This is a genomic window from Pontiella desulfatans, assembly GCF_900890425.1.
Classification (GTDB): domain Bacteria; phylum Verrucomicrobiota; class Kiritimatiellia; order Kiritimatiellales; family Pontiellaceae; genus Pontiella; species Pontiella desulfatans.
On sequence record NZ_CAAHFG010000001.1, the window covers coordinates 3,080,763 to 3,101,028 of the forward strand.

Genomic DNA, 20,266 nt, shown 5'->3' on the forward strand with positions numbered 1-20,266 from the left:
CATCACTTAAATTTAATGGGTTTGTTTTCAGCGGACACCCTGGTGTTTTCTTTGCCATCTACACTATAGGTAACCGTAAGTTTTTTAACTTTTCGTGGATGCGGTTGGCCGAAGACCTTATTATAATTTCCTATCTCCAACACGCCTCCGACATTCTTTACTGCGAGTTTCGCGAGCTTATCGGTCACATCAAAAAAATTCTCATCCGTACCGTACACGGCGCTGATGATCTTGACCGGAATCGGTCCAGCATTCACGTCCGGTGCAGCAGCAATCTCTTCGGCTACACCCTGCACCGCGTGACGCGCCACAAAATCGCTGACTTGTTGCAATTTCGGATTTTTGAACTTCGGCGTGTAAAGCACACTCACCGGGCCGATCAGGCCGGAGGGAAACAGCGTGTCATCCTTGGAGTAATACCAGCAGGTTGCAAAACTCTTACGGCGTGGTTCTGTCCGCGGCTTGTCTTCGACAAGCCATTCCGGCAACCCATTGATAAGCCCGTGCTCGTTCACTTCAAAATCGCGTGGGAAACGTTCGTCGCCAATCATACGGTTGGGCCATAGATTTGCGACGTGAACTTCGACGCGGTTTTTACCGGATTTAACCAAATCGGTGATGTTGGCCCGATACGGCGGCTTCCACAACGTTTCTGCTTTTTTGCCATTGATGTAGAGCTCGGAAATCACCTCAACTTGACCCAGCTCGAACCAAACTTCACTTCCATTCGGGTCGCACTCAAACTCGCGCGAATAAACGGCGGTGCCGGAGAAGTAGCGGATTCGTTCTTCGGGATGCTCGTTCCACGGAGTCAACTTTTTGAACCGTACGGGTTCGGTCAAATCGCTCTCTTTCGGGAACGTTACCGTCCAGTTTTCGTTCAGCGTCACCGTAGGTTTTTCAGCAAACGCTTCTTCAACTTTAGAACCATCCGCCATAGTCAGGCTGACTTTTCCCGGTTTTTCGAAAACCGAATAGGTCGGTGCGGGAAGCGGCTCTTCCACGGAAAGAACAGGGCGAGTGCCAATCGATGCGAGCGCAGCGGGGGTCTCAGCTTTGCCCTCACGGAACACAACAAAAACAGAGCCGTAGGTATCAAACAGAATGGGAATCTCGGTTCTTCCGTTTTCCTCCTTATAGACCGTGCATTTTTCAATGACCCCGGTGTCGGGATACCAAAATTCCGGCACCTTTCCAGAGACTCGGAAACTGAATGTTGCGGTCGGTGTTGCGTCGCTGTTAGCGGCAATAAAATAGATCTCTTCATCTTCTGTATAGCGATGAATGTGCTGAAAATCTTTCTTATCGCCGTTAACCGTCTTAACGATCAAGTCGGGCTGAAGCGCCAATTTGTCCACAACCTGCGACTCGGTTAAACCCCAGTAGAGTTTCCCCTTTTTGTAGGATTGTTCTTTGACCTTTTTGCCGTCAAGCCCCTGCCAGATTTCGTCTACGAGCGACGCCACCTGCTTATCACTTTTTGGGTATCCGCTCAGTCCGTGCGCTCGTTCAGGTCGTGAACGAACCATCACCTGCCCCCCCTGCGCAACTAACTCTTTGAGCTTTTCGAGCAACGCGGGAGTGACGTTTTCCATTTCCGGCAAAACCAGCAGCTTGTAGCGCATTCCGGAAGGAAAGCAAAATTCGCCATCGTTGACATAGAGTTTCTCTTTAACCGCTTTGCTACTGCAGAGATCCCAGTCGTATCCGTTCGGCAAACGAACCCCGCGCGCCGTTCCTTTTTCGTTACCCGGTGCGCTCTCCGGCGTCATATACAACACATCCGCCGCAAACGTTCCCTGCTGCTGCAGATACCAACAACGGCTCAAATAACGATGCCACGCACCACTCATCTCCCACCAGGTATTGTGTTGGGAGTATTGCGTTCCCCAGTTTTTGAAAATCATGCCCGGCTTATACACCGCATTCTGTTTTTCCGCCCAGGGTTGAAGCGGGAAGCAGTGGAAAAGAAAGTGGTTCACACCGGAACACATGTGATTATCGGCGTTCTGCTTCATCGTCCACGGATGATTAACCCAGGCACTGTCTCTCTTTAACCAGACCCCGTTTTTCTTTTTAGCACCGGCCGGAAACGCCTCAGCAGTAATCACCTTTGCACCGGAAACGTGAGCGCCGGAAGAGGCCCATTTCGACATCGGGCTCTTTCCGAATCCTTTCAGGCCGACCTGCCAAAAGGTCGAACAGGTTCGAGTGACCACTTCGGCAGCTTCCATTCCGTCAAAGGTCGAGCGGGTAAAGGCTTCCGATTCGAATTTCATCCCCAGTTCTGAGCTGAGTTCAGTGAGATATCCAAAAAAGTTATCACGGATACAGTCGGAGGTGGTCTGCCGGAAATCCCAGAGAAATCGCTCCGAGAGCTCAACACTCCCCACAACCCGGCCCGTGAGAACCGGCATCCACGGATAGAGACTGTAGCCACGGCGTTTTTCAAATTCTTCGGGCAAGACGACCGACCAGTTCTGCGATCCGGCCTCCCAGCTGTCGATACCCAGAAACTTAATGTTCTTCGCCGGCACAACATTCTTTTTGTCCAGCAACGGTTTCGCCATATGGTCGAAATGGAATTTCACGTTTTCGCGACTAAGCTTATCCACATCAAGCCCCGTCGTTTCACGACCGCCGGGGCGGGTACACGATCCGGTTGACATCCGGCCCATTCGCAAGATGGTCCATTTTCCCGCCGGCGCTTTCCAGTTCAGGTTTCCGTCGGCATCCATTTTATCGGAAATATCGATGACCTTTGCCGTCTCAATAATGTCGCTCGCTGCGACCGAGTCGACCGGTGTCGGTGCGAGCACTTTTTCCAAACTGAAATGGTGTCCTTCCGGTATTCCAGATTTCTCTTTCCATTCCAGGATCCGCCCTTGCCCGACGGTCGGAACCGCGAACACTTTGACGTCTTCATAAAACCCATAGGTCATCTTTTTGATGAACTCCGGCGGAAAAATTTTTAGCTTCGGATTGAATTTAAGGTAGACCGGCTTCGGTTTCTCGAGTTGCATTTTGATGTTGCCGGGGCCTGATACGTTCGTTTCATTCCACGCGAGTGCCTGCATACTGCGATCCGGCGTAACCCACGGACCGCCCGCGCAGTTAAAGCCTTCGGTCAGATTCAGCCCAACTTCCATATCCAGACGTCCGGCCTCTTCGCAGACGTGCGCCATCATCTCGAACCATTCATCGGACGCGAAACGGACCGGACCCTGCGGACCGGAAACGTTGAACACCTTTCCGCCTTGCATCCCGACCCGATGCATCGCTTCCAGATCGGACGTGATACTCGCCTTGTTTATGTTCCCGTTGCACCATTCCCAGAATACACCGGGGCGATACTCCATTGGCGGATTATCAAACCCCGACTCTAACGCGGCATTCGCGCAAAACGCACCCAGAACCAGAGTAAAACTCACTCTACCCCTAAAGGCGGAACAACATGCAAACTTCATTTAATTTCCTCTGTTAACGATGAAAAACCGTGACCCGCTATACCTGAATCCCGGAATGAAATAACCAGCCCAAATGTGCCGGCGCGTCCGCTCGATTCGGAACGGGGCGATTACGCCTTAATGCCCCTGCCCTTTCTTTTTTCGCTTGGCTTCTTTTGCCGCTTTTTTGGCAGCCTTCATTTGCTCCGCTTGTTCGGCGGTAGGCTTAGTATAGCCCAGTTTTCCATCGGTGATAATCCATTTACCTTTCGGCGATATGTCCTGATCCGGAATCCCGCCTCCACTGGGGGGACGGTTTTCCAGATCGTAAATCGGCGGAAGCGTTTGCGCCCATTCATTGTGCTTTTGCTCCAACTGTTTCACGACCTCCGGAAACGCTGCCGCTACATCTTTTTCTTCGCGCGGATCTTTCTTCAGGTCATAGAGTTTCCACGTTTCCTGCTGCTGGGCTCGATATAACCGCCAATCGCCAAAACGAACCGCCTGAATGTCCCGCGTACGGGTCTTCGAGTTTTTGTTATACCAATAGACGGTGTCGCGAACATCGCCCTTCTTCTTTCCCGTCAGCCACGGCATCACATCGACCCCGTCGAGGTGCTCCGGCAACGGCAATTCAGCGGCGCTGAGCATGGTGGCATAAAAATCGAAGGTACACATCATCCCGTCATAACGCGTGCCTTGAGGAATCACACCCGGCCAGGAAACGATCCCGGGGGTCAGCGTCCAGCCGACCTGCTCACGACCCTTTCCTTTCCCGCCCCGGTACGGGGTTGACGTGCCGCCTTCTCCGACATTCGGCCCGTTATCACTCGCTAATATGATCAGCGTGTTTTCGCGCATGTTGTGTTCATCGAGATAATCGAGCAGTCTGCCCACCTGATCGTCGAGCGCCACAATTCCACCGCCGAGCAAACGACGGTTAGAGTCAAAGGTCTTATTGAGCGGCTGCCCTTTCGGTACGGAGGTGCGTTCGCAATATTTTTCCGGTGTGTTGCTGTGTGGACAATGCACCGCCAGCGGCGACCAGTACATCATGAACGGCTTTCCTTTTTTGCGGTTACGGTCCACAAACTCCACCAGCCGATCCCCGTCCAGCTCCGTCAGCCAGATTTCCTCGCCGTTATCATCCAGGCGCATAAACAGTTTTCCGTTTGGCGCTTTCGGTGGTTCGATCGCCACTTCCATAAAGCCGCGGCTCGACGGCGACTGATGATAGCCTACATCCCATTTTCCGACCTGCCCGGTCACGTAGCCGTGATCACGGAAGACTTCGGCAAACGTCGGCTTCTCGTCCGGAAGCGGCAAACCGCGCATCATTCCAAATTTCCCATCTTGTTGCGCATAGGTTCCCATGAGGAGGCTGTGTCGACTTGGCGAGCATGGCGGGTTCGTGACGTACATCTGAGTGAGTGTCACGCCCTCTTTGGCCAGCCGATCCATGTGCGGTGTCGGAATGTCTTTGCAGCCAAACGCGCCAATATCGCCCACCCCGAGATCGTCGATAAACAACAGTATAATGTTCGGACTCGCCTGGGCGGATTTCGACCAACCCGTCAGACAACAGGCCAGCCCCAGTAATAATACGACATTCTTCTTCATCATTATCCTTCTCATTTGGCTGTTACCGGAATCCGGAAATAGCCCGTTCCGGAAAATTTATTATCCTTGTACCCCATCCATTCCGCCATGCAATCCGCGGGAATCCCGGACACCCGTTTTTTCCACGGCGGAATACCGTACGCTCCAAACACGACCGGTTTTTTCCAGTGCGAATCATTGAAACCCGTTTCCTGCCAGCCGGTTTCAAGAACATCTGAACCCCGGGCATGTGCGGCCACCGGATACACCGCTCCGTTTTGTTCGACATAAATCAGAACACCCCCCAGCCCCTTCGCGTTTTCAAACTGCAGCGCGATTTGATTTACACCGGAGTTTACGGTGATTGGAAAATGCTTTGCCTTTTGCCAATTGCCGGTCTTCCCCAGGGATTTCCCGTTAAAGAACAGCTGAACGGAATCGTCCGCGCTTGCAACGATCCGGGCACCGCCCGCCTTCAGGGACAGGGCAGACTGCGGAGCCTTGTCGGCAGACACCTTCGGTTTCGGCTGTTCCTTCATAACCTGTTTCTTCGCCGGCTTCTTCTTTTTCTTTAAATCCTTCGCATAGGGGCTTTCGCGGTGCCGCCCGAACGAAAGCGAGTCGGGATTGCGGCTGTAAACAAACAAGTCGCGGACAATCTGCTGAACCAGCGGGTCTTTGTTGTCTGTCGTCGTAATTAACGAAACCGGCCCCACCAACCCGGACGGCATGAGCGAATCTTTTTTGTCGTAGTATTTGGCGGTCGTAAACGTCTTGCGCCCCGGCTCCGGTCGCGGTTTGTTTTTCGCGAACCATTCCGGCAGCGCAGCCAACCCCTCATATGAAAAGCCTGTATCGTCCGGGAACTGCTCGTCGCCGATCAGACGGTTGACCCACAGGTTGCTGACTTTCACCTCAAGCGTGTTTTTACCCGGACGCACCGCATCCGTGAGTTCCACCAGGAACGGCGGCTTCCACGCGATGCCTACATCATTGCCATTAACGGCCACCGTGGCAATCACTTCGACGCTACCAAGATCGAGCCAGATGCGATGTTCTGCTTTTTTCGCAATGTCAATCGTCTTGCGGTAGGTACCCGTTCCTGAGAAATAGCTGATGGCTTCGTCGGTATGTTCATTCCACGGAGCCAGCGTTTTAAAGGTCGTTTTCGCCGGAGCACCTGCGCCGTCAAAGGTAACCGTCCAATCGCTATTGAGTGAGCGTACGTCCTGCGCAGGGATCTTTGTTTCAACCTGCTGCTGATCCGATATTTCAATCGATAATACGCCGCCGGCTTTAAAGAACGACCGGGTGGCGGACAATGGATTGATGCGCTCCGAGGTGGAAAGTGCCGGTTCGCCGTTCAACAGAACCTTGGTGGCAGACGAGGCCGCTGCCTTTTCGCGGAAAACCACAAACACCGACCCAGCCGGATCAAACACCATCGGAACGATAGTGCGCCCATCTTTCTGTTCATAGACCGGGCACGGCTCAATGCGTCCGCTGTCCGGATGCCAGAACTCCGGCTGTTTATCGATCACCTGAAAACTGAGCAGCCCCGAGGTCGGCTTTTCCGACGAGCTGGATACAAAATAGATCTCCGCATCAGGGGTCGTGCGATGAATATAATTGATCGGGAGTTTTCCAGTGTTAGCACCTTCCGCCTCCACAATCACATCCGGCTTCACGCCCAGCTTATTGAGCACCACTTCAGGCTTTTCCCAATAGAGCGCTCCCTTTCCGTACGCCTTTTCTTTCAACCGGCTTCCGTCCAACTTGCCCCACATCTCGCCGACGATGTCTGCGACCTCTTTTTTGCTGGCGGGATAGTTCACCAAACCGCGCGATGTTTCCGGGCGGCTCGAAACCACAACATGGGCACCATCCGCAACAAGAGCCTGCAGTTTTTTCAGCAGCGGCACGGATATCTCGGAAATTTTGGGCAAGACCAGCATATGGTATTTCAGGCCTGAAGGCGCACAGACCATCCCCTCTTCAACGGACAATTCATCCCGAACCATCTGGGCACTGATCATGTCCCAATCATATCCGAGCGGCAGCGCAAACCCGGCTTTCAACTCCACCCCCGGAATGGCCTCAGGGGTCATAAAGAGCGCCTGCGCCGTGCCCGCACCCTGCTGTAGCATAAACTGGCAGCGGGTTTGGTATTTCTGCCAATCAACGCCCTGCTCCCACCAGGTATTGTGCCGACTGTACTGTGAGCCCCAGTTCTTGAAGATCATGCCGGGCTTATGCACCGCCTTGTCGTCCCACGGTTGAAACGGAAAACAGTGGAAGGAAAAATGGTTGATACCGCTGGCGTAGGCATAGTCGCCGAGCCATTTGTAGGTCCACGGATAATGCACCCAGGCCGCTTCCATTCTCGCGGCGGGAAATGCCTCGGACGACACCTTTTTCTTGCCGGTCACATGGGCGGCGGAAGAGGCCCACTTGCCTTCATTTCCCGCACGCCCCCAACTGTTCGGGCTCTGCCAGAATGTAGCCGTGGGAATGCCCACTGCCTCGGTCGTCTCCATGCCGTCATACGCCGCGCGAGTGAACGGTTCCGAGCTGAATTTCATACCGTGCTGCTGACACAGCTCGGCCATGTACGCATAAAAATTATCATGAATGCAATCCGCGATTGTCCGTCGGAAATCCCAGAGAAAGCGTTCCGACACATCGATGCTTTCCACCACCCGTCCGGTCAGCACCGGCAGGAAGGGATAAAGGCTGTAACCGCGCCGTTTTTTAAACTCAGCCGCAAGCACCGGCGACCAGTTCTGTCCATCCGCCTCCCAGCTGTCGACCGCAAAAAAGACCAGGTTTTCGCCCGGCTTCACCCCATCCATTTTGAAGAGCGGCTTACTGAACGTATCAAAATGAAATTTAACGGTTTCGCGGTTCAGCTTGTCCGCTTCCAGCCCGCGGGTCTTCTCGCTGCCCGGCCGTGTGCAGGCGCCCGTGCTGGCAGTTCCCATGCGGAGGATTGTCCACTTCCCTGCTGGTGCCTTCCACTTCAGGTTCCCGTCTTTATCCATTCGATCGGTCAAATCAATTACCTTGCCGGCCGGAATAATATCGCCGGCGGGCACGGAATCCTCCGGTGTTTTGACCGACGCGTCTTTGGGGTCGGAATGATGCGGCATCATCCCTTTCTTAACCCGGATGGAACGGATTCGACCGTCCCCGACCCGCGGCACGGCAAACACCTTGATATCGCGATAGAAATCCACATCTTTCAGTTTAAATACTGTCGTGTCGATCGGAGCAACATCCGGTCTTTCCAACGCAACGGAAAACGAACCCGGCCCGCTTACCTCCATTTCGCTCCAGACCACACGCTGCATACTCTGCTCTGGCTTGATCCATGGGCCGCCGATTCCGCAAAAGCCTTCGGTCATATTCAACCCAAGCGTAAGCCCAAGCCGATCGGCTTCACGTAAGGAATGCGCGACGATCTCATACCACTCTTCCGACGCGAAACGAACCGGGCCTTCCGGACCGCCGACGTTGAAAATCTTGCCGCCGCCGAGCCCGACGCGCTTCATCGATTCAAGATCGGCCGTCGCGCCGTCCTTGTTAAGCATGCCGTTGCACCACTCCCACTTCACCCCGGAGCGGTATTCATCGGGTGGATTCGCAAATCCCTTTTCCAGGCCGCCCCCCTCTTCCGCATGCAGCAAACCGGCAAACGCCAACAACCCAACCAACCCATGAAATACGTTTTTCATCAACAATCCTTCTGCTCTCATTATCCGTCAATATCCGTAATGCAGCCGTGCTGAAACCAGCTCGCAACTTTCAAAATACAATTTGTCATACTAAATCGAAAATATCAATTCCACTGGTCGATTAATTTCAGAGCTGAAGATCCCTATTGATACGAATGGAAAAATTTCATTTTTTAATATCGTCAAAAAAAAACTCCCCGCTTGCGCAGAGGGGAGGCATTCATGGCATAAGCGATTTTCCGCTAGTCCGTAACCTTGTAGAAGGCGTTGGTGCCGGACGGATTCGGGTCGATCAGGGCACTGCAACTCAGCAGTCCGACCGTGGCCGGCGCGGTCTTCACCGCGCAGTCCACCTTGGCGACCGGCGAGGAGGAGCATGCCGGCCTCACAAGGTTTGCCTCGTATTAGTCTTCGATCTTCAAACGAATGAAGCGCTGGTCTTCGGCCACGGCATCGATGCTGTTGGTCACAAAGTCCAGCGTTCCGTAGACCACATTCGTACCCTCAATGGTGTAGCCGATATTGGTCCAGGAACCTTCCGTAAGGTCTGTTTTGGTTTCAACCGTATAGGTCAGGCTATCATCATCGGAACGCATGGGGTGGACATACGTAAACGAACCGCCCACATTGCTGAAGACCGGCAGGGTGGCCGAGTCCTGCGTGCCATCCGTCGGGTCGCCATCCAAGCCATATTCCTGGAGGTTGTTCAACCCATCATCGTCAGCATCCGCACCCTGATCACTGACATCTTCGGGGAACCACTGATCCGACCACTGCACATATAGCGGACGGCCGTCGGTAAACTCGACCTTCAACCGCGGCGGATTCGCATGTGCATTGTCATCGAAATACACGGTGCGGATCGCGTAGTTCGTTATCCCAATCGACGCATAATAGGCCGGGTTGGTCAGCGAAAGATCATCGTTGAGCTGCAGCCGGAAGGCGGAGCCGGCACGATCGTTAGCCAAATCCGCCAATACCGCGTCGGTGACATCGATTTCATAATATTGTTCAGTGGCCGCGCCGCTGACGATACCCGGGATGGCGCCCTGATAATTATCAAAACCAGCATCTTCGAAGTCGGCGTTCACTATAGAGCTGTCGATCGCTTCCGTATGGGAGGCGTAGACTTCAACCGCACTGCCGGGGAGCGGCGCATTGGTCAATGCAACGGTTGACCCTACAAATACACGAAGCCACGCACGCTCAATATCGTTCGTGGTCTTCCCGGCATCGACGATGTCCTGCTCTTCCAGTTCAAATTTAAGCACGCTGCGGCCAAGATAGGGAGTGTTTGTCGAGTACTGACCGACCCGGATGGAATTCAAAAACCGGTTTGATCCGGTTGACGCATAGCCGGTTCCGTTGGTTGCCGCCCTTAGCGTGCCCTGCAGAGCAGTGTTCAGGTTTTCAACAATCAGGTTCGCCGTCGGCGTTGCGGAAACCTCGTCGCTAAAGTCGGTTTCGAAGGCGTTGGTGTCCACGGTCGTAACTTTGTAATAGAAAGTGAAGTCGTTCACGACATGGGTATCGGCATACGCGCTGTTGGTCAGGCCGTCGGCATACAACGTGAAATTGGTGCCGGATTCCAGCGAACGGTATACATTGTAGGAATCGAACGCACCCGACGGTTCATCCGCCCAATCGAGCTGAATTTCTCCCGTCCCCAGCGTTGCCACAAGACCTAATGGCACGGAAACGCCCGTTTCCACAAAAGGCACGTTGAACGTAATGGCGTCTTTGCGGAACCAATTGTCCCCAATGGTCGCCCCCGCGGCAATAACAATCATATCGCCCGCGTCCATGGCATAGCTGCCGGGGAGCGGAGTATGCGGTACGCCATCCCATCGAATCTCGGTCACCGTATTGGATGAGGCATCATAGATCAGGATGTCGGCGCGATCATTTTTGCCTGAGTTGCCCCATGTAAGCCCTTCAAAAAACAACGACTGGGAAATGTTGGTGGTACCCAATTCAATGAAAATGACTTCACCAGCACTAATCTGATTATCTATCACACCCATTGTACCGGTGGTCGCTAAACGGCCCAGACCTACTGAAGTCAGGCCGGATATGTAGTTCGTGAACGTACCGTCGGTAATATGGGTCTGTGCAATCTCGGAGCTCCAGTTTGTAGCCGCGGTATAGGTCAGGGTATATTCCGCGCCGGCAGCCATCTGGGCATAGCCATCCAGATAACCACTGATTTCGCTGAACTGGCCGCTAATCGTAGGTGTCGCCGTTTCAATATCCGTGACGGTAGCCGTCAGTATCGACGCGTTCTCCGTCGGCGCCCTTGTCGTGATGGCCGCCTGGGCCAGCATGGCGAAAGCCGCCATCGCACTTGTCAGAACTAATTTCTTCATATTCATTTTTATTCTCCTTTTGTTGTTGCTTTTACCTACTAAAGCATCCCGGACTACATGCGGATGCGACGGATAAAGAGCGTGATCAGGGCAGCGCAACTCAGCAGCCCGATCGTGGACGGCTCCGGGATGACCTCGACCAGGAAACCCTCGGTCTCGTGACTCATGAGATTCGTTCCCGCGTCATCCCCGTTAGGGCCTGCGTAGCTAACGCCATAGAAACCGACACCGATAATGTTGTCCGCGCTCACGTCAATCGTTCCGGCGGAGCCACCAATTGATGCCGCATAGTTCACGATCGGATTGAAGACGGACCAAGTGGCGTTGGAGATATCAAGCGATCCGCCAAAATCCACATCCTGACTGACGTAATATCTTGAATCAGCGGTTTGGATGAGGAAGTGCAAGTCGTTGTCTTTATCGGCGCCCTTGGCACCAAAGGTTACGCTCCCTGTATGCGTCATCTTCGCCAGCTCGCCCGTCGCCATAAAATCGGCAGACTTCCACATCGTCATTGAGCGCATCTCGGTGATATCCGTGTCGTTCACGAAGTAGCGTATGTAGTCATTACCATCGCCCCCATCGGTCACATGGCCGCCATCAATTCTGACATTGTCTCCAGTCGCTAAATCCATGCCGGTGGCAGCGTAGAAACTCGGGGAACGGCCTGTAGCGTTCGGATAGTAGGCAGGTCCCGCAGGATCGGTCCAGTAGCTACCGGTACTGAAGGTTTTATCAGGTCTGCCAAAGTTTTGATTGGCGCTAACAATGTTAGTTGCTACCCCCCACTGCACGGCCGTGACCATCTCAGCGGAAGTGCTGAGGATTAAGCCGATCAATACGGCGGCCATAACTGCGATTCTTTTTTTCATGATGCTTAGTCCTGTCTTAATGCTTGCAATCACAACGACCCAGCACGATACCCTATGCCTAATAAATTACATATAACCCCTTCCGTAAGAAATGTCAAATTGCAATCTGTATTATAAATATTCACACGGGATGTTCAGGCCTGACGATAGTGCCTAGGGCTCAAGGCGCACCTGAAGTTTATAAAAACCGGAGCGGATATGCGTTTTCATGATCATTTTTTACTTCGGGGGATTGGGATATTTGCACGTTGTACCGACTTTAGCCGGAATGCCGCTCAGCCGAGCCCTCCAAAGACGGATACCGGGGCCGGGCCCCGTCCCCAAACCGCGAACGTTTGAGATGAGCCGACCGAACCATTGATCACTCTTATCAATCGGCGTCTAATGAGGTCGGCTCAAGCTCCTGATTCTGCATATTTTCTTCAATAATTTCTCCTTCAACAAATTCCAGCTGAATTTTTCTGAACCATGAAAATGCCCATAGCCCAAATGCTGACCCCATCCAGATGAAGGAAGAGAACAAGAGTAGAAAAACAGGGTACATAATCAGGGCAGCGATGAATCCTCCAACACCAGTTACAGGGGTGTCATTTACTTTTACTGTGTCCGCTCCCGAAAACGCTAAGATGCCGCAGATAAGCATGAAGATAACCAGAGGAACGATCTGGCTGAAAAATATCAGTTTGAATAATGATGATTTACGAAGTTTCTTTGCTTTGATTTTCATAATTCTATTCCTGCGAAGCTAGCCTGAACTATTCACGCGTCGAGTTTGCTTTGGCAGCAAGGCGATAAGTGGTGATGCTGTAGTTGTCTACCGCGAACCACTTGCAACGAAGCTGACGAAGTGAAATCGGGGCGCCTACGGGAAAAATGCAGGCTAGGGTGTTTCCACTTTATAGAACAACCGGATCTGATCCGGATGATTCGTCACGGTAACGGTTCCGCCCTCTCCGATCATCGTCTCCAGTATCCCCCAGCCGGTTGAGGTCAGGTCGGCGTTGGTCAGCATGGTATAGCTCTGCCCCGGGGCCGTATCCCATGAGAACAGCAGGTCGCCACCGGCATTCCCGCTCAGGGTGATATTGCCAATCTGATCCGTAAACCCCTCAAGGAACAGCGCCGGCCATAACGAGCTGTCCGCATGGTTCATCGAAAACATCGATGTGACCTCGGCCACCTCGGAATCCAATGCAAAAGCGTAATACCCCGGCCCGGTTATCTGGTCGGAGAGATCAAACTCAAACCATCCGGTTCCGGTATCCGATATTTCCGAAGCAATAAGCGCCCCTTTTGCCGGTTTTGTATTCCAGGTCACATCGGGGCCGGTCCAGTTGGTATCCGCAACTGGATAAATGGAAACCATATCGTCTGCGACCGGATTGTAGGCGTACAGCCTCAGGCGCGCCGACCGAACAGGAAAGCGAATATCTGAAGGAACCAGCACCTTCACATAGGCTTCGAAGCTATTGGGCGTTGCGGGGGTACCCAGGGTGCATACCGCCAACGTCTCTCTCGTGTGAAAAGAGGTGTCCTGCTTATTAACCGCACTCCGAACATAGGTATCTGCCTCTATATCGAGTTCCTGCACCATCAGGTTATTCTCGGAAGAGGTGCTGAACGACCAGGCCAGGCCGGTTGTTGTTCCGGATGAATTATGAACATCCACCCGCCAATAGTATGTGGTGTCGGGCTGAAGAATGCCCGGATCAAATACAGTAGGCGTGGTGAACCATCCCTGATACTCCAGTGCTGCTGAATTTGTTCCGAAGTATACATCCGACCGCACCGTATTGCCGTCGCAGATCCAGGAAAGCGTCGTGGTCAAGGACTGCCCGGTGGCGGCATGGGCCGGGGCTGGAGAAGCCGCTTGGGCGGCGACAGGAATCACCGGGTTTACCGCCTGCCCGGTGCCGCCGATTCCATACTCTCCATCATAGAGGGAGTGAGTCAGGGCCATCGCATCCCGCGCCGTATTCATAAAGGTATTCGATGTCGTTTCAGGCACATGCAGTTCAGGGTCTTCCCACCAGGAGCTGAGCGAAAAGCCATCCGGGTATATCCCGATATCATGCATCCTCGTGATATACGCCATCGTACCATCATAGAAATACTGCGCCGCTTCAGCCGGGGCGGCGCTCGAATCCCATGCCCCCAGCAGCACCGAGAATTTTATGTCACGTGCGTCGCACCACTCCTTCAACTTCAGAAATCTCAAATCATTATCCACCGGATAGCCGTCAGGACTTTCGGTCCGCACATAAAAATGCCAACCCGTTTCAGGCTGAACAAACGCAATGGTCTCTCCCACTGCGGCCAGGGCCGCATACAGACGATCGAGGATTACATCATACGTATATCCGCTACGATCCGTATACCGGTTGTTTGCCGGGCTATACAGGACGGAACCGTTATCATCCCAGTCCCAGGCGAGAAAATTTGGACCGATCCCGATTTCAAGCTCCGGATACCGGGCATGAATACCCTGCCAACACTCAACCATTCTTGAAATCGATTCCTCGAGCGTCAATCCCCCGTAGGCATCTTTCAACGTCAGGCCGGTTTCCAGATCCATGAGCAGCTTCCGGATCGGGCCATCAAACACAAAGCTGGTCACCACGCCCCCACTTTCAACCACCGCATCAATCGGCTTCAAATTCTCCCGCGCGAGATCCATCGAAGGAGAGAGGGCGGCGCTGTTCATCGTGGGTCGGAATATCCCCCCGCCAAAACCGATCAGTACATTCGCCTGGTTCGCCCAGTTGGCTGTAGCGGCAGCCGAGTTGCTGGAAACCATCGTCGGAGAACTCCGATTGAAGAAATTGATCTGACTGGCCACCGTGGTCCACTGATCGACTTTGGGCGACACAAACAACTCATCAATATCCCCCTCAAGGCGCGCGGACCGCGAAGGTCCCACCCGAAACACATAACTGTCCGGAACGCCCGGGATAAAAGGTGCGGTCACTTCAAACGAGTCCAGCACAACCTCCGTCACGTCTGCAGCCGTCTCGGCGCGCGCACCGAACGCCAGGCCGTACGAAGCGGGGGTATGGGTTCCCGACAGATTCCATGAAGCATCGGTTCCTCCTGCGACAAACGTGGTTCCCTCCACCCAAAGCGTCAGATTCGTGCCCAGCACATCGAACCCGAATGCATCCGCCTTGCCGGCGAGATCCAAACCCGTGTAAGCACCGACCAAACTCCCCTCATGGTATTCGCCCAACCGGATGCGCCAGGCGTCGTTTGACACCACTTTATCCAATTCCACCGCAAATCCGGTGTATCGCCCGGCATCATCCGCGGAGATGGCCAACTCGCCCATATGCACCTGAAACGATCCGATTTCGTTGGTCATGTTTCCGGAATGAAAGTCGAAGCGGGTCGATACCGTATGCGCGCTGTAATCGTACACCGAATGGCCGTCCAGCATGGTCCTCCCGGTCTGTCCCTCCGTGGCAACCACCATGGCGCGGGAAAATTCACTGCCTGCTTCGGTGTTCATTCGGAGTGTCCCGTTGGTCTGTATCACTTCGCCGCCGGCGGTCCGGACATTAAGATGCGGGTTGCGCAATGCATAGTCGAACCCCTCATTCCACACACACAGCCCGATTGAGGCCGGCTCAGTGACATACGGGTTTGTTGTTGCAGCGTACACCACGCCAGCCAAACCCATAATTAATCCCATCACTGTTCTCTTCATCGTACCCGTCTCATATTTTCCGGGGTTCTGCCACGTCAACAGCCTCATAGAAAACCTCCCCGCCTGCACGGGGAGGCTTCATGGCATAAGCCGTTTGCAGGCTAGAGCATTAAAACAAAACTGAAGCCGATGCAGTTGCGGCACAGAAGAGCGTCGCGAAACCAAACCATGTAATTTGTTTCCTCATTTCCGTTCTCCTTTTAGCGCTTCCTTCTCAACCCAATAAACCATTCCCGAACTACCTGCGTATGCGGCGCCCAATGAGCAGCACTGCTCCACTTAAAAGAATAAGACCGAGCGTCGCCGGTTCCGGAATAACATAGAGCTTGGTGTGACCATCTTCAAATGTCACCGCCAGCTCACCATCCAGATCGTCGCCGTCATATTCAAACACGCCCAGCGCAATGGCATCGGTCCAGTCATCGTAGACATCGCCATCCACCCAGATTTCGCCGCCGCTCATCAGCACGGAATAGTTGGCGTAGACGTTTTCGTCTTCGAGATTCATGTCCAGAGAACCGAGGTCGAGGAGTCCGCTGTTCAGATCGATAAGCCCGCTTCCGCCATTGGTCATGACCAGCGCCCCGCCAAGCGTCAAGGTTCCGGCGTCCATGACCAGCTCGGTTTTGCCCAGCAGCGCGAGAGAAAGATCGCCGCCCACCGACATCGTGCCCGAGTTGGTGATGGAGGTGAATGCGGTGGACTGCTCGGACAGGGTCATATCATACCTAACCGTAAATGTTCCGCTAGCGGCATTATGAACCAGCGTCGTTCCGGCTACGGAGGTGAAATAGCCGAAAGGATCGCCGCGGGTTACAAGGATTTCCCCTTCGTTGGAGATGATGCTCACCGAATCCGCCTGCATCGCCGTCTTCAAAATACCGGCCTGAATATACCCGTCCGCTTTGTTCTGGATGGTTTGCGTTCCATGATTCAACTGCATCCCGGATGTCGCGCCGGCGAGAATATCACCCTCATTGATCAAGGTTGCCGTTGCGGAACCGGCTTTATTTCCCATTATCAGGGAACCACCGGGATCAATCGTCGCGTCTTTGGCGTTGTAGACCGTAAGCTCGCCGCCCGAAGCAGTAGCCCCCATGTAAATCGATTTTCCCGTAGTGACCGTTCCGCGGTTCGTAAACGTACCCGCATCGAGGTTCAGCTGCCACCCCAGATCGAGCACCCCGTTCGCTGTGTTTTCGAAGGCAAACCCGTTGTTAAATACAGATGCGGGCTTGGTCGCTGAGCCTTCAACCGTGGAAATGGTTCCATCATTCACAACCGTTCCGCCGCTGAGATTAAAATCAACTTTAGCCGTCATGGTTCCGCTGTTGTTCACCACCGTGTCGGCACCGATATTGATATTGTTAGCGGTACTCTCCATCAAGCCGGAGTTGTTGATGGTGACCGACCCGTTGCCCATCGTTTCGATATTGCCGGTAACCAGGTTGGTTCCGGCGTTCACGAACGTGACCGAAGAGCCCGCGCCGTTGCCGAACTGCTGCACGCCCGACACATTGATGACGCCATCCAGCGTGTTGGTGAAGAAAGTGGTTCCGTTTGCGCCTGCGCCCAAGTACATATTTGCGGCATCGAGCGTGCCTTCGTTGGTGATGCGGCTTGTGCCGATGTGGGTTTCAAAACCCGCGCCGACATTCATATCGCCCTGGTTGAGCATGGTAACCGCTGCGCCTGCCCCTTCGCTGAGCTTCATCGCGCCCGTCGTGGTTACGGTTCCGTCCGCCGTGTTGGCAAAGAAAGTGGTTCCGTTTGCGCCTGCGCCCAAGTACATATTTGCCGCATCGAGCGTGCCTTCGTTGGTGATGCGGCTGGTGCCGATACTCGTCTCAACGTCGCCACCGACGTTCATGTCGCCCTGGTTCTGCAACACAGCAACTGAATTATCTCCACTGGCCATCGTAAAATTAGCCGTCACATCGACCACCCCGGTGACGTCATTCGTAAACAGAGCTGTGGATGCCATCATAGTGCCACCGCCAACATCGGTCTCGGCCGCAGTCGCCAGCGAGATGGCATTGGCTGAAAACTGACCGGCGTTGTACACACGATTCGAACCCGAAGCCAGATTCAGTATGGTTCCGATCGTATTGGTTCCGTAATTGATCAACTTCGTTGGATCGCCAATCTCAGAATTACCCGTCTTTTTGATGGATCCGTTCATCATTATATCCGCCGTCGTTGTAAGCGTTCCGTCGGACGTCGTCGTCAAGCTTCCGTGCACTCCATATTTTCCGAGATCGATTTCGTTTGCCACCGCCAAACCGGCGGCATCAATCACAACCGAATCACCATAGGTAATAATTACGCTATCATCCGATTCAGGAAGCTGTGCGTAATTGGTCCAGCTGCCGGCTGGCTTGTATTCCCAGTTCTGGACATTGGTCCAAAGGTTATCCGACCCTGCCTCATCATCATAAAAGCGCACCGTTTCCGCCGTCGCACTTGCGGCAAAGATGAGCGCCGCGAATCCAAACCATGTAAGTTGTTTCATCATATCCATTCTCTCTTTTTCATGCTGTATCGCTTTCCGTCTTAATCTGGAAACCATAACAACTCAGCACAATGCTTCAGTCTAAACAAATGACATATACCCCCCACTGGCAGTCATGTCAAATTCCTAATTGTAATATTTAAATTCAGGAGGAATTCTCATGCTTACACGGGGCCTCTTGCAAAGCCTTCGGCTTTTCAGTGGTAATTTATCTAAATGTTATACGGATTTAATCTGAGTAAAAATGCAACCCGATTCCGGTATCTGTTCTTTCACTTAAGGGCCTTCATCCCATCAGCCTGAATGGATTCAAGATAAGCCTTATCTTCCGCGGTCATCGCCTGCATTCTTATTGCGAACCGTGTTCCGTCGGGGGCTTTCAATTCCACCTGATCTTTTCCTTTTGAACTGACGGATATGCGGATGAAGGAGCCCTCCGCCGCCTTCGCTTTACCGACCGCCCATTGACGCATCTCGTACTTTCCCGTCGGCGCGGATTTCACCGCAGGCTTCGCCTTCGTTTCCGGCCTGGCTTTTTTATTAGCGCTGGGTTTGTCAGCATTGGATTCCGGCGTCGTTTCCTGGAACTCCAGGATCGATGCTTTGAGCTGTTCTTTGAGCTCGGAAAACTCTGGGTTATTGCTCTGGTTCGTCCATTCGTGCGGGTCGGTCCGATGATCGTACAGCTCGTCGGAACCGTCTTCGTAGCGGATATAGCGGTAGCGCTCCGTCTGGAGAGCGGTGTTCTCGGGTCCATAACTGATAAAGGCCGCATCGCGTTTTGCGGTCGGGTCTTTCAGCAGAGGAATGAGTGATTCACCATCCAAATGGTCCGGCTTGGGAATTCCAGCAAAGTCACAAAGCGTCGGATACGTATCGACCAACGATACCGGCTGGTTATTCACCGTCCCCGGCTCGGCGACCCCGGGCGCAACGACAATATACGGAACATGCGTAGAATCGCACCACAATGCAGACTTGCACCAATGCCCTTTTTCTCCCAAATGCCAACCGTGATCACCGGTCAGGATAATCATGGTTTCGCGTCCGCGCGGATTTTTTTTAAGCGCCTCCAGCAAATGTCCGACCTGCGTATCCGCATAATTGATACAGGCGAGGTAGGACTGAACCATGTATTTCCACTCCTCTTCTCCGCCTCGATGCAGAATCTCCTCATGGACACTTCGAGGATCAAACGTTAGATCGAAGTTGGTATAGCGCGCGATCCATTTGGCGTATTCGGGCAAGTCCTTCGTGTCATCAAAACCCGGCATTTCCGGCAACTGTATGGATTCAATAGGAAACTTTTCAAAATAGGCCTTCGGAACCGTAAGCGGGGTATGAGGCCTGAAAATCCCGATGGTCATCAGTAAGGGCTTGTCCGTAACCGTATTCCACTGATCAATCGCCCAGTGGGCAATCTTGTAATCACTGGTTTGCGAATCTTTCTGGTTGGTGGCGCCATACTGTCCCCAGACATTTCGTCGAGCGCTCGCATACCCCGCGCCCTCGTTATTGAACGCGGCAGACTTGCGGTTCGCAACCGCATCCAGCGACTCCTCACCGACTAAATGTCCGATTGGCCCATGCGCCATTTTTCCGCCGCTGACCACCCGGTAGCCCGATTTTTTGAAATGCTGATGCATGTACGGGTACTCTGCAGGTGCCGATTTGGAGGTGGGTCCACTCATGGGCATGTCACAAAAAAACGGGGGGCGATCCTTCTCTAACTTGTTGCCGCCATTGAAATACTTCCCGTTACTTTTGGGGTACAACCCGCTCAGAAAACTCTTTCGCGACGGATTACAGGTGGGTGCATTACAATGCGCGTTTGAAAACAAAACGCCCCGTTTTGCCAACGCATCAATGTTCGGTGTTTTACTTTGTGGATGCCCGCCCAGCACCCCAACCCAGTCGTTCAGGTCATCGACTACAATAAATACAACATCCGCCTTCTTCGCTGCCGCATGAACGGACAAAACAGCGGCCGCACCGGCCAGCAAGAGTGTTATAAAAAGCGAGCGTCTCATGAAT

General features: G+C 53.4%; 10 protein-coding genes. All 10 read right to left on the reverse strand.

Annotated elements, in window-relative coordinates; translation table 11 throughout:
• Window positions 1–2: 2 nt before the first annotated feature.
• The 10 genes from E9954_RS10815 to E9954_RS10855 all read right to left on the reverse strand — a co-directional run bounded on the left by E9954_RS10815 (window position 3) and on the right by E9954_RS10855 (window position 20,235).
• The gene (locus E9954_RS10815; protein WP_136079181.1) at window positions 3–3,467 is read right to left on the reverse strand and encodes a glycosyl hydrolase; all 3,465 of its coding nucleotides are present in this window, start codon (window positions 3,465–3,467) and stop codon (window positions 3–5) included.
• A gap of 117 nt (window positions 3,468–3,584) precedes the next feature.
• The gene (locus E9954_RS10820; RefSeq protein ID WP_168442159.1) at window positions 3,585–5,069 is read right to left on the reverse strand and encodes a sulfatase family protein; all 1,485 of its coding nucleotides are present in this window, start codon (window positions 5,067–5,069) and stop codon (window positions 3,585–3,587) included.
• Window positions 5,070–5,077: 8 nt separating this feature from the next.
• A complete protein-coding gene (locus E9954_RS10825; RefSeq protein WP_168442160.1) occupies window positions 5,078–8,779 on the reverse strand; it encodes a glycosyl hydrolase in 3,702 nt (1,233 codons plus the stop codon).
• A gap of 242 nt (window positions 8,780–9,021) precedes the next feature.
• Window positions 9,022–9,168: a hypothetical protein gene (locus E9954_RS32435; RefSeq protein ID WP_168442161.1), complete on the reverse strand. Its 147-nt coding sequence runs from the start codon at window positions 9,166–9,168 to the stop codon at window positions 9,022–9,024.
• A 15-nt stretch (window positions 9,169–9,183) separates the two neighbouring features.
• Entirely contained in the window at window positions 9,184–11,145 is a 1,962-nt protein-coding gene (locus tag E9954_RS10830) for a fibronectin type III domain-containing protein (protein ID WP_136079184.1), read from the reverse strand.
• 53 nt (window positions 11,146–11,198) lie between these two features.
• Window positions 11,199–12,017: a hypothetical protein gene (locus E9954_RS10835; protein WP_136079185.1), complete on the reverse strand. Its 819-nt coding sequence runs from the start codon at window positions 12,015–12,017 to the stop codon at window positions 11,199–11,201.
• Window positions 12,018–12,387: 370 nt separating this feature from the next.
• Complete coding sequence (locus E9954_RS10840) at window positions 12,388–12,744, reverse strand: hypothetical protein (RefSeq protein ID WP_136079186.1); 357 nt, start codon at window positions 12,742–12,744, stop codon at window positions 12,388–12,390.
• Window positions 12,745–12,897: 153 nt separating this feature from the next.
• Complete coding sequence (locus tag E9954_RS10845) at window positions 12,898–15,720, reverse strand: CBM96 family carbohydrate-binding protein (RefSeq protein ID WP_168442162.1); 2,823 nt, start codon at window positions 15,718–15,720, stop codon at window positions 12,898–12,900.
• A gap of 238 nt (window positions 15,721–15,958) precedes the next feature.
• Window positions 15,959–18,235: a PEP-CTERM sorting domain-containing protein gene (locus E9954_RS10850; RefSeq protein WP_168442163.1), complete on the reverse strand. Its 2,277-nt coding sequence runs from the start codon at window positions 18,233–18,235 to the stop codon at window positions 15,959–15,961.
• 269 nt (window positions 18,236–18,504) lie between these two features.
• On the reverse strand, window positions 18,505–20,235 hold the full coding sequence (locus E9954_RS10855) for a sulfatase (protein WP_222847147.1): 1,731 nt from the start codon (window positions 20,233–20,235) through the stop codon (window positions 18,505–18,507).
• Window positions 20,236–20,266: the final 31 nt, after the last annotated feature.

Coding starts and splice junctions, on each gene's coding strand:
- E9954_RS10815 (WP_136079181.1), bottom strand. CDS start 3,467: ATGAAGTTTGCATGTTGTTCCGCCTTTAGGGGTAGAGTGAGTTTTACT.
- E9954_RS10840 (WP_136079186.1), bottom strand. CDS start 12,744: ATGAAAATCAAAGCAAAGAAACTTCGTAAATCATCATTATTCAAACTG.
- E9954_RS10830 (WP_136079184.1), bottom strand. CDS start 11,145: ATGAAGAAATTAGTTCTGACAAGTGCGATGGCGGCTTTCGCCATGCTG.
- E9954_RS10845 (WP_168442162.1), bottom strand. CDS start 15,720: ATGAAGAGAACAGTGATGGGATTAATTATGGGTTTGGCTGGCGTGGTG.
- E9954_RS10820 (WP_168442159.1), bottom strand. CDS start 5,069: ATGATGAAGAAGAATGTCGTATTATTACTGGGGCTGGCCTGTTGTCTG.
- E9954_RS10835 (WP_136079185.1), bottom strand. CDS start 12,017: ATGAAAAAAAGAATCGCAGTTATGGCCGCCGTATTGATCGGCTTAATC.
- E9954_RS10850 (WP_168442163.1), bottom strand. CDS start 18,235: ATGATGAAACAACTTACATGGTTTGGATTCGCGGCGCTCATCTTTGCC.
- E9954_RS10825 (WP_168442160.1), bottom strand. CDS start 8,779: ATGAAAAACGTATTTCATGGGTTGGTTGGGTTGTTGGCGTTTGCCGGT.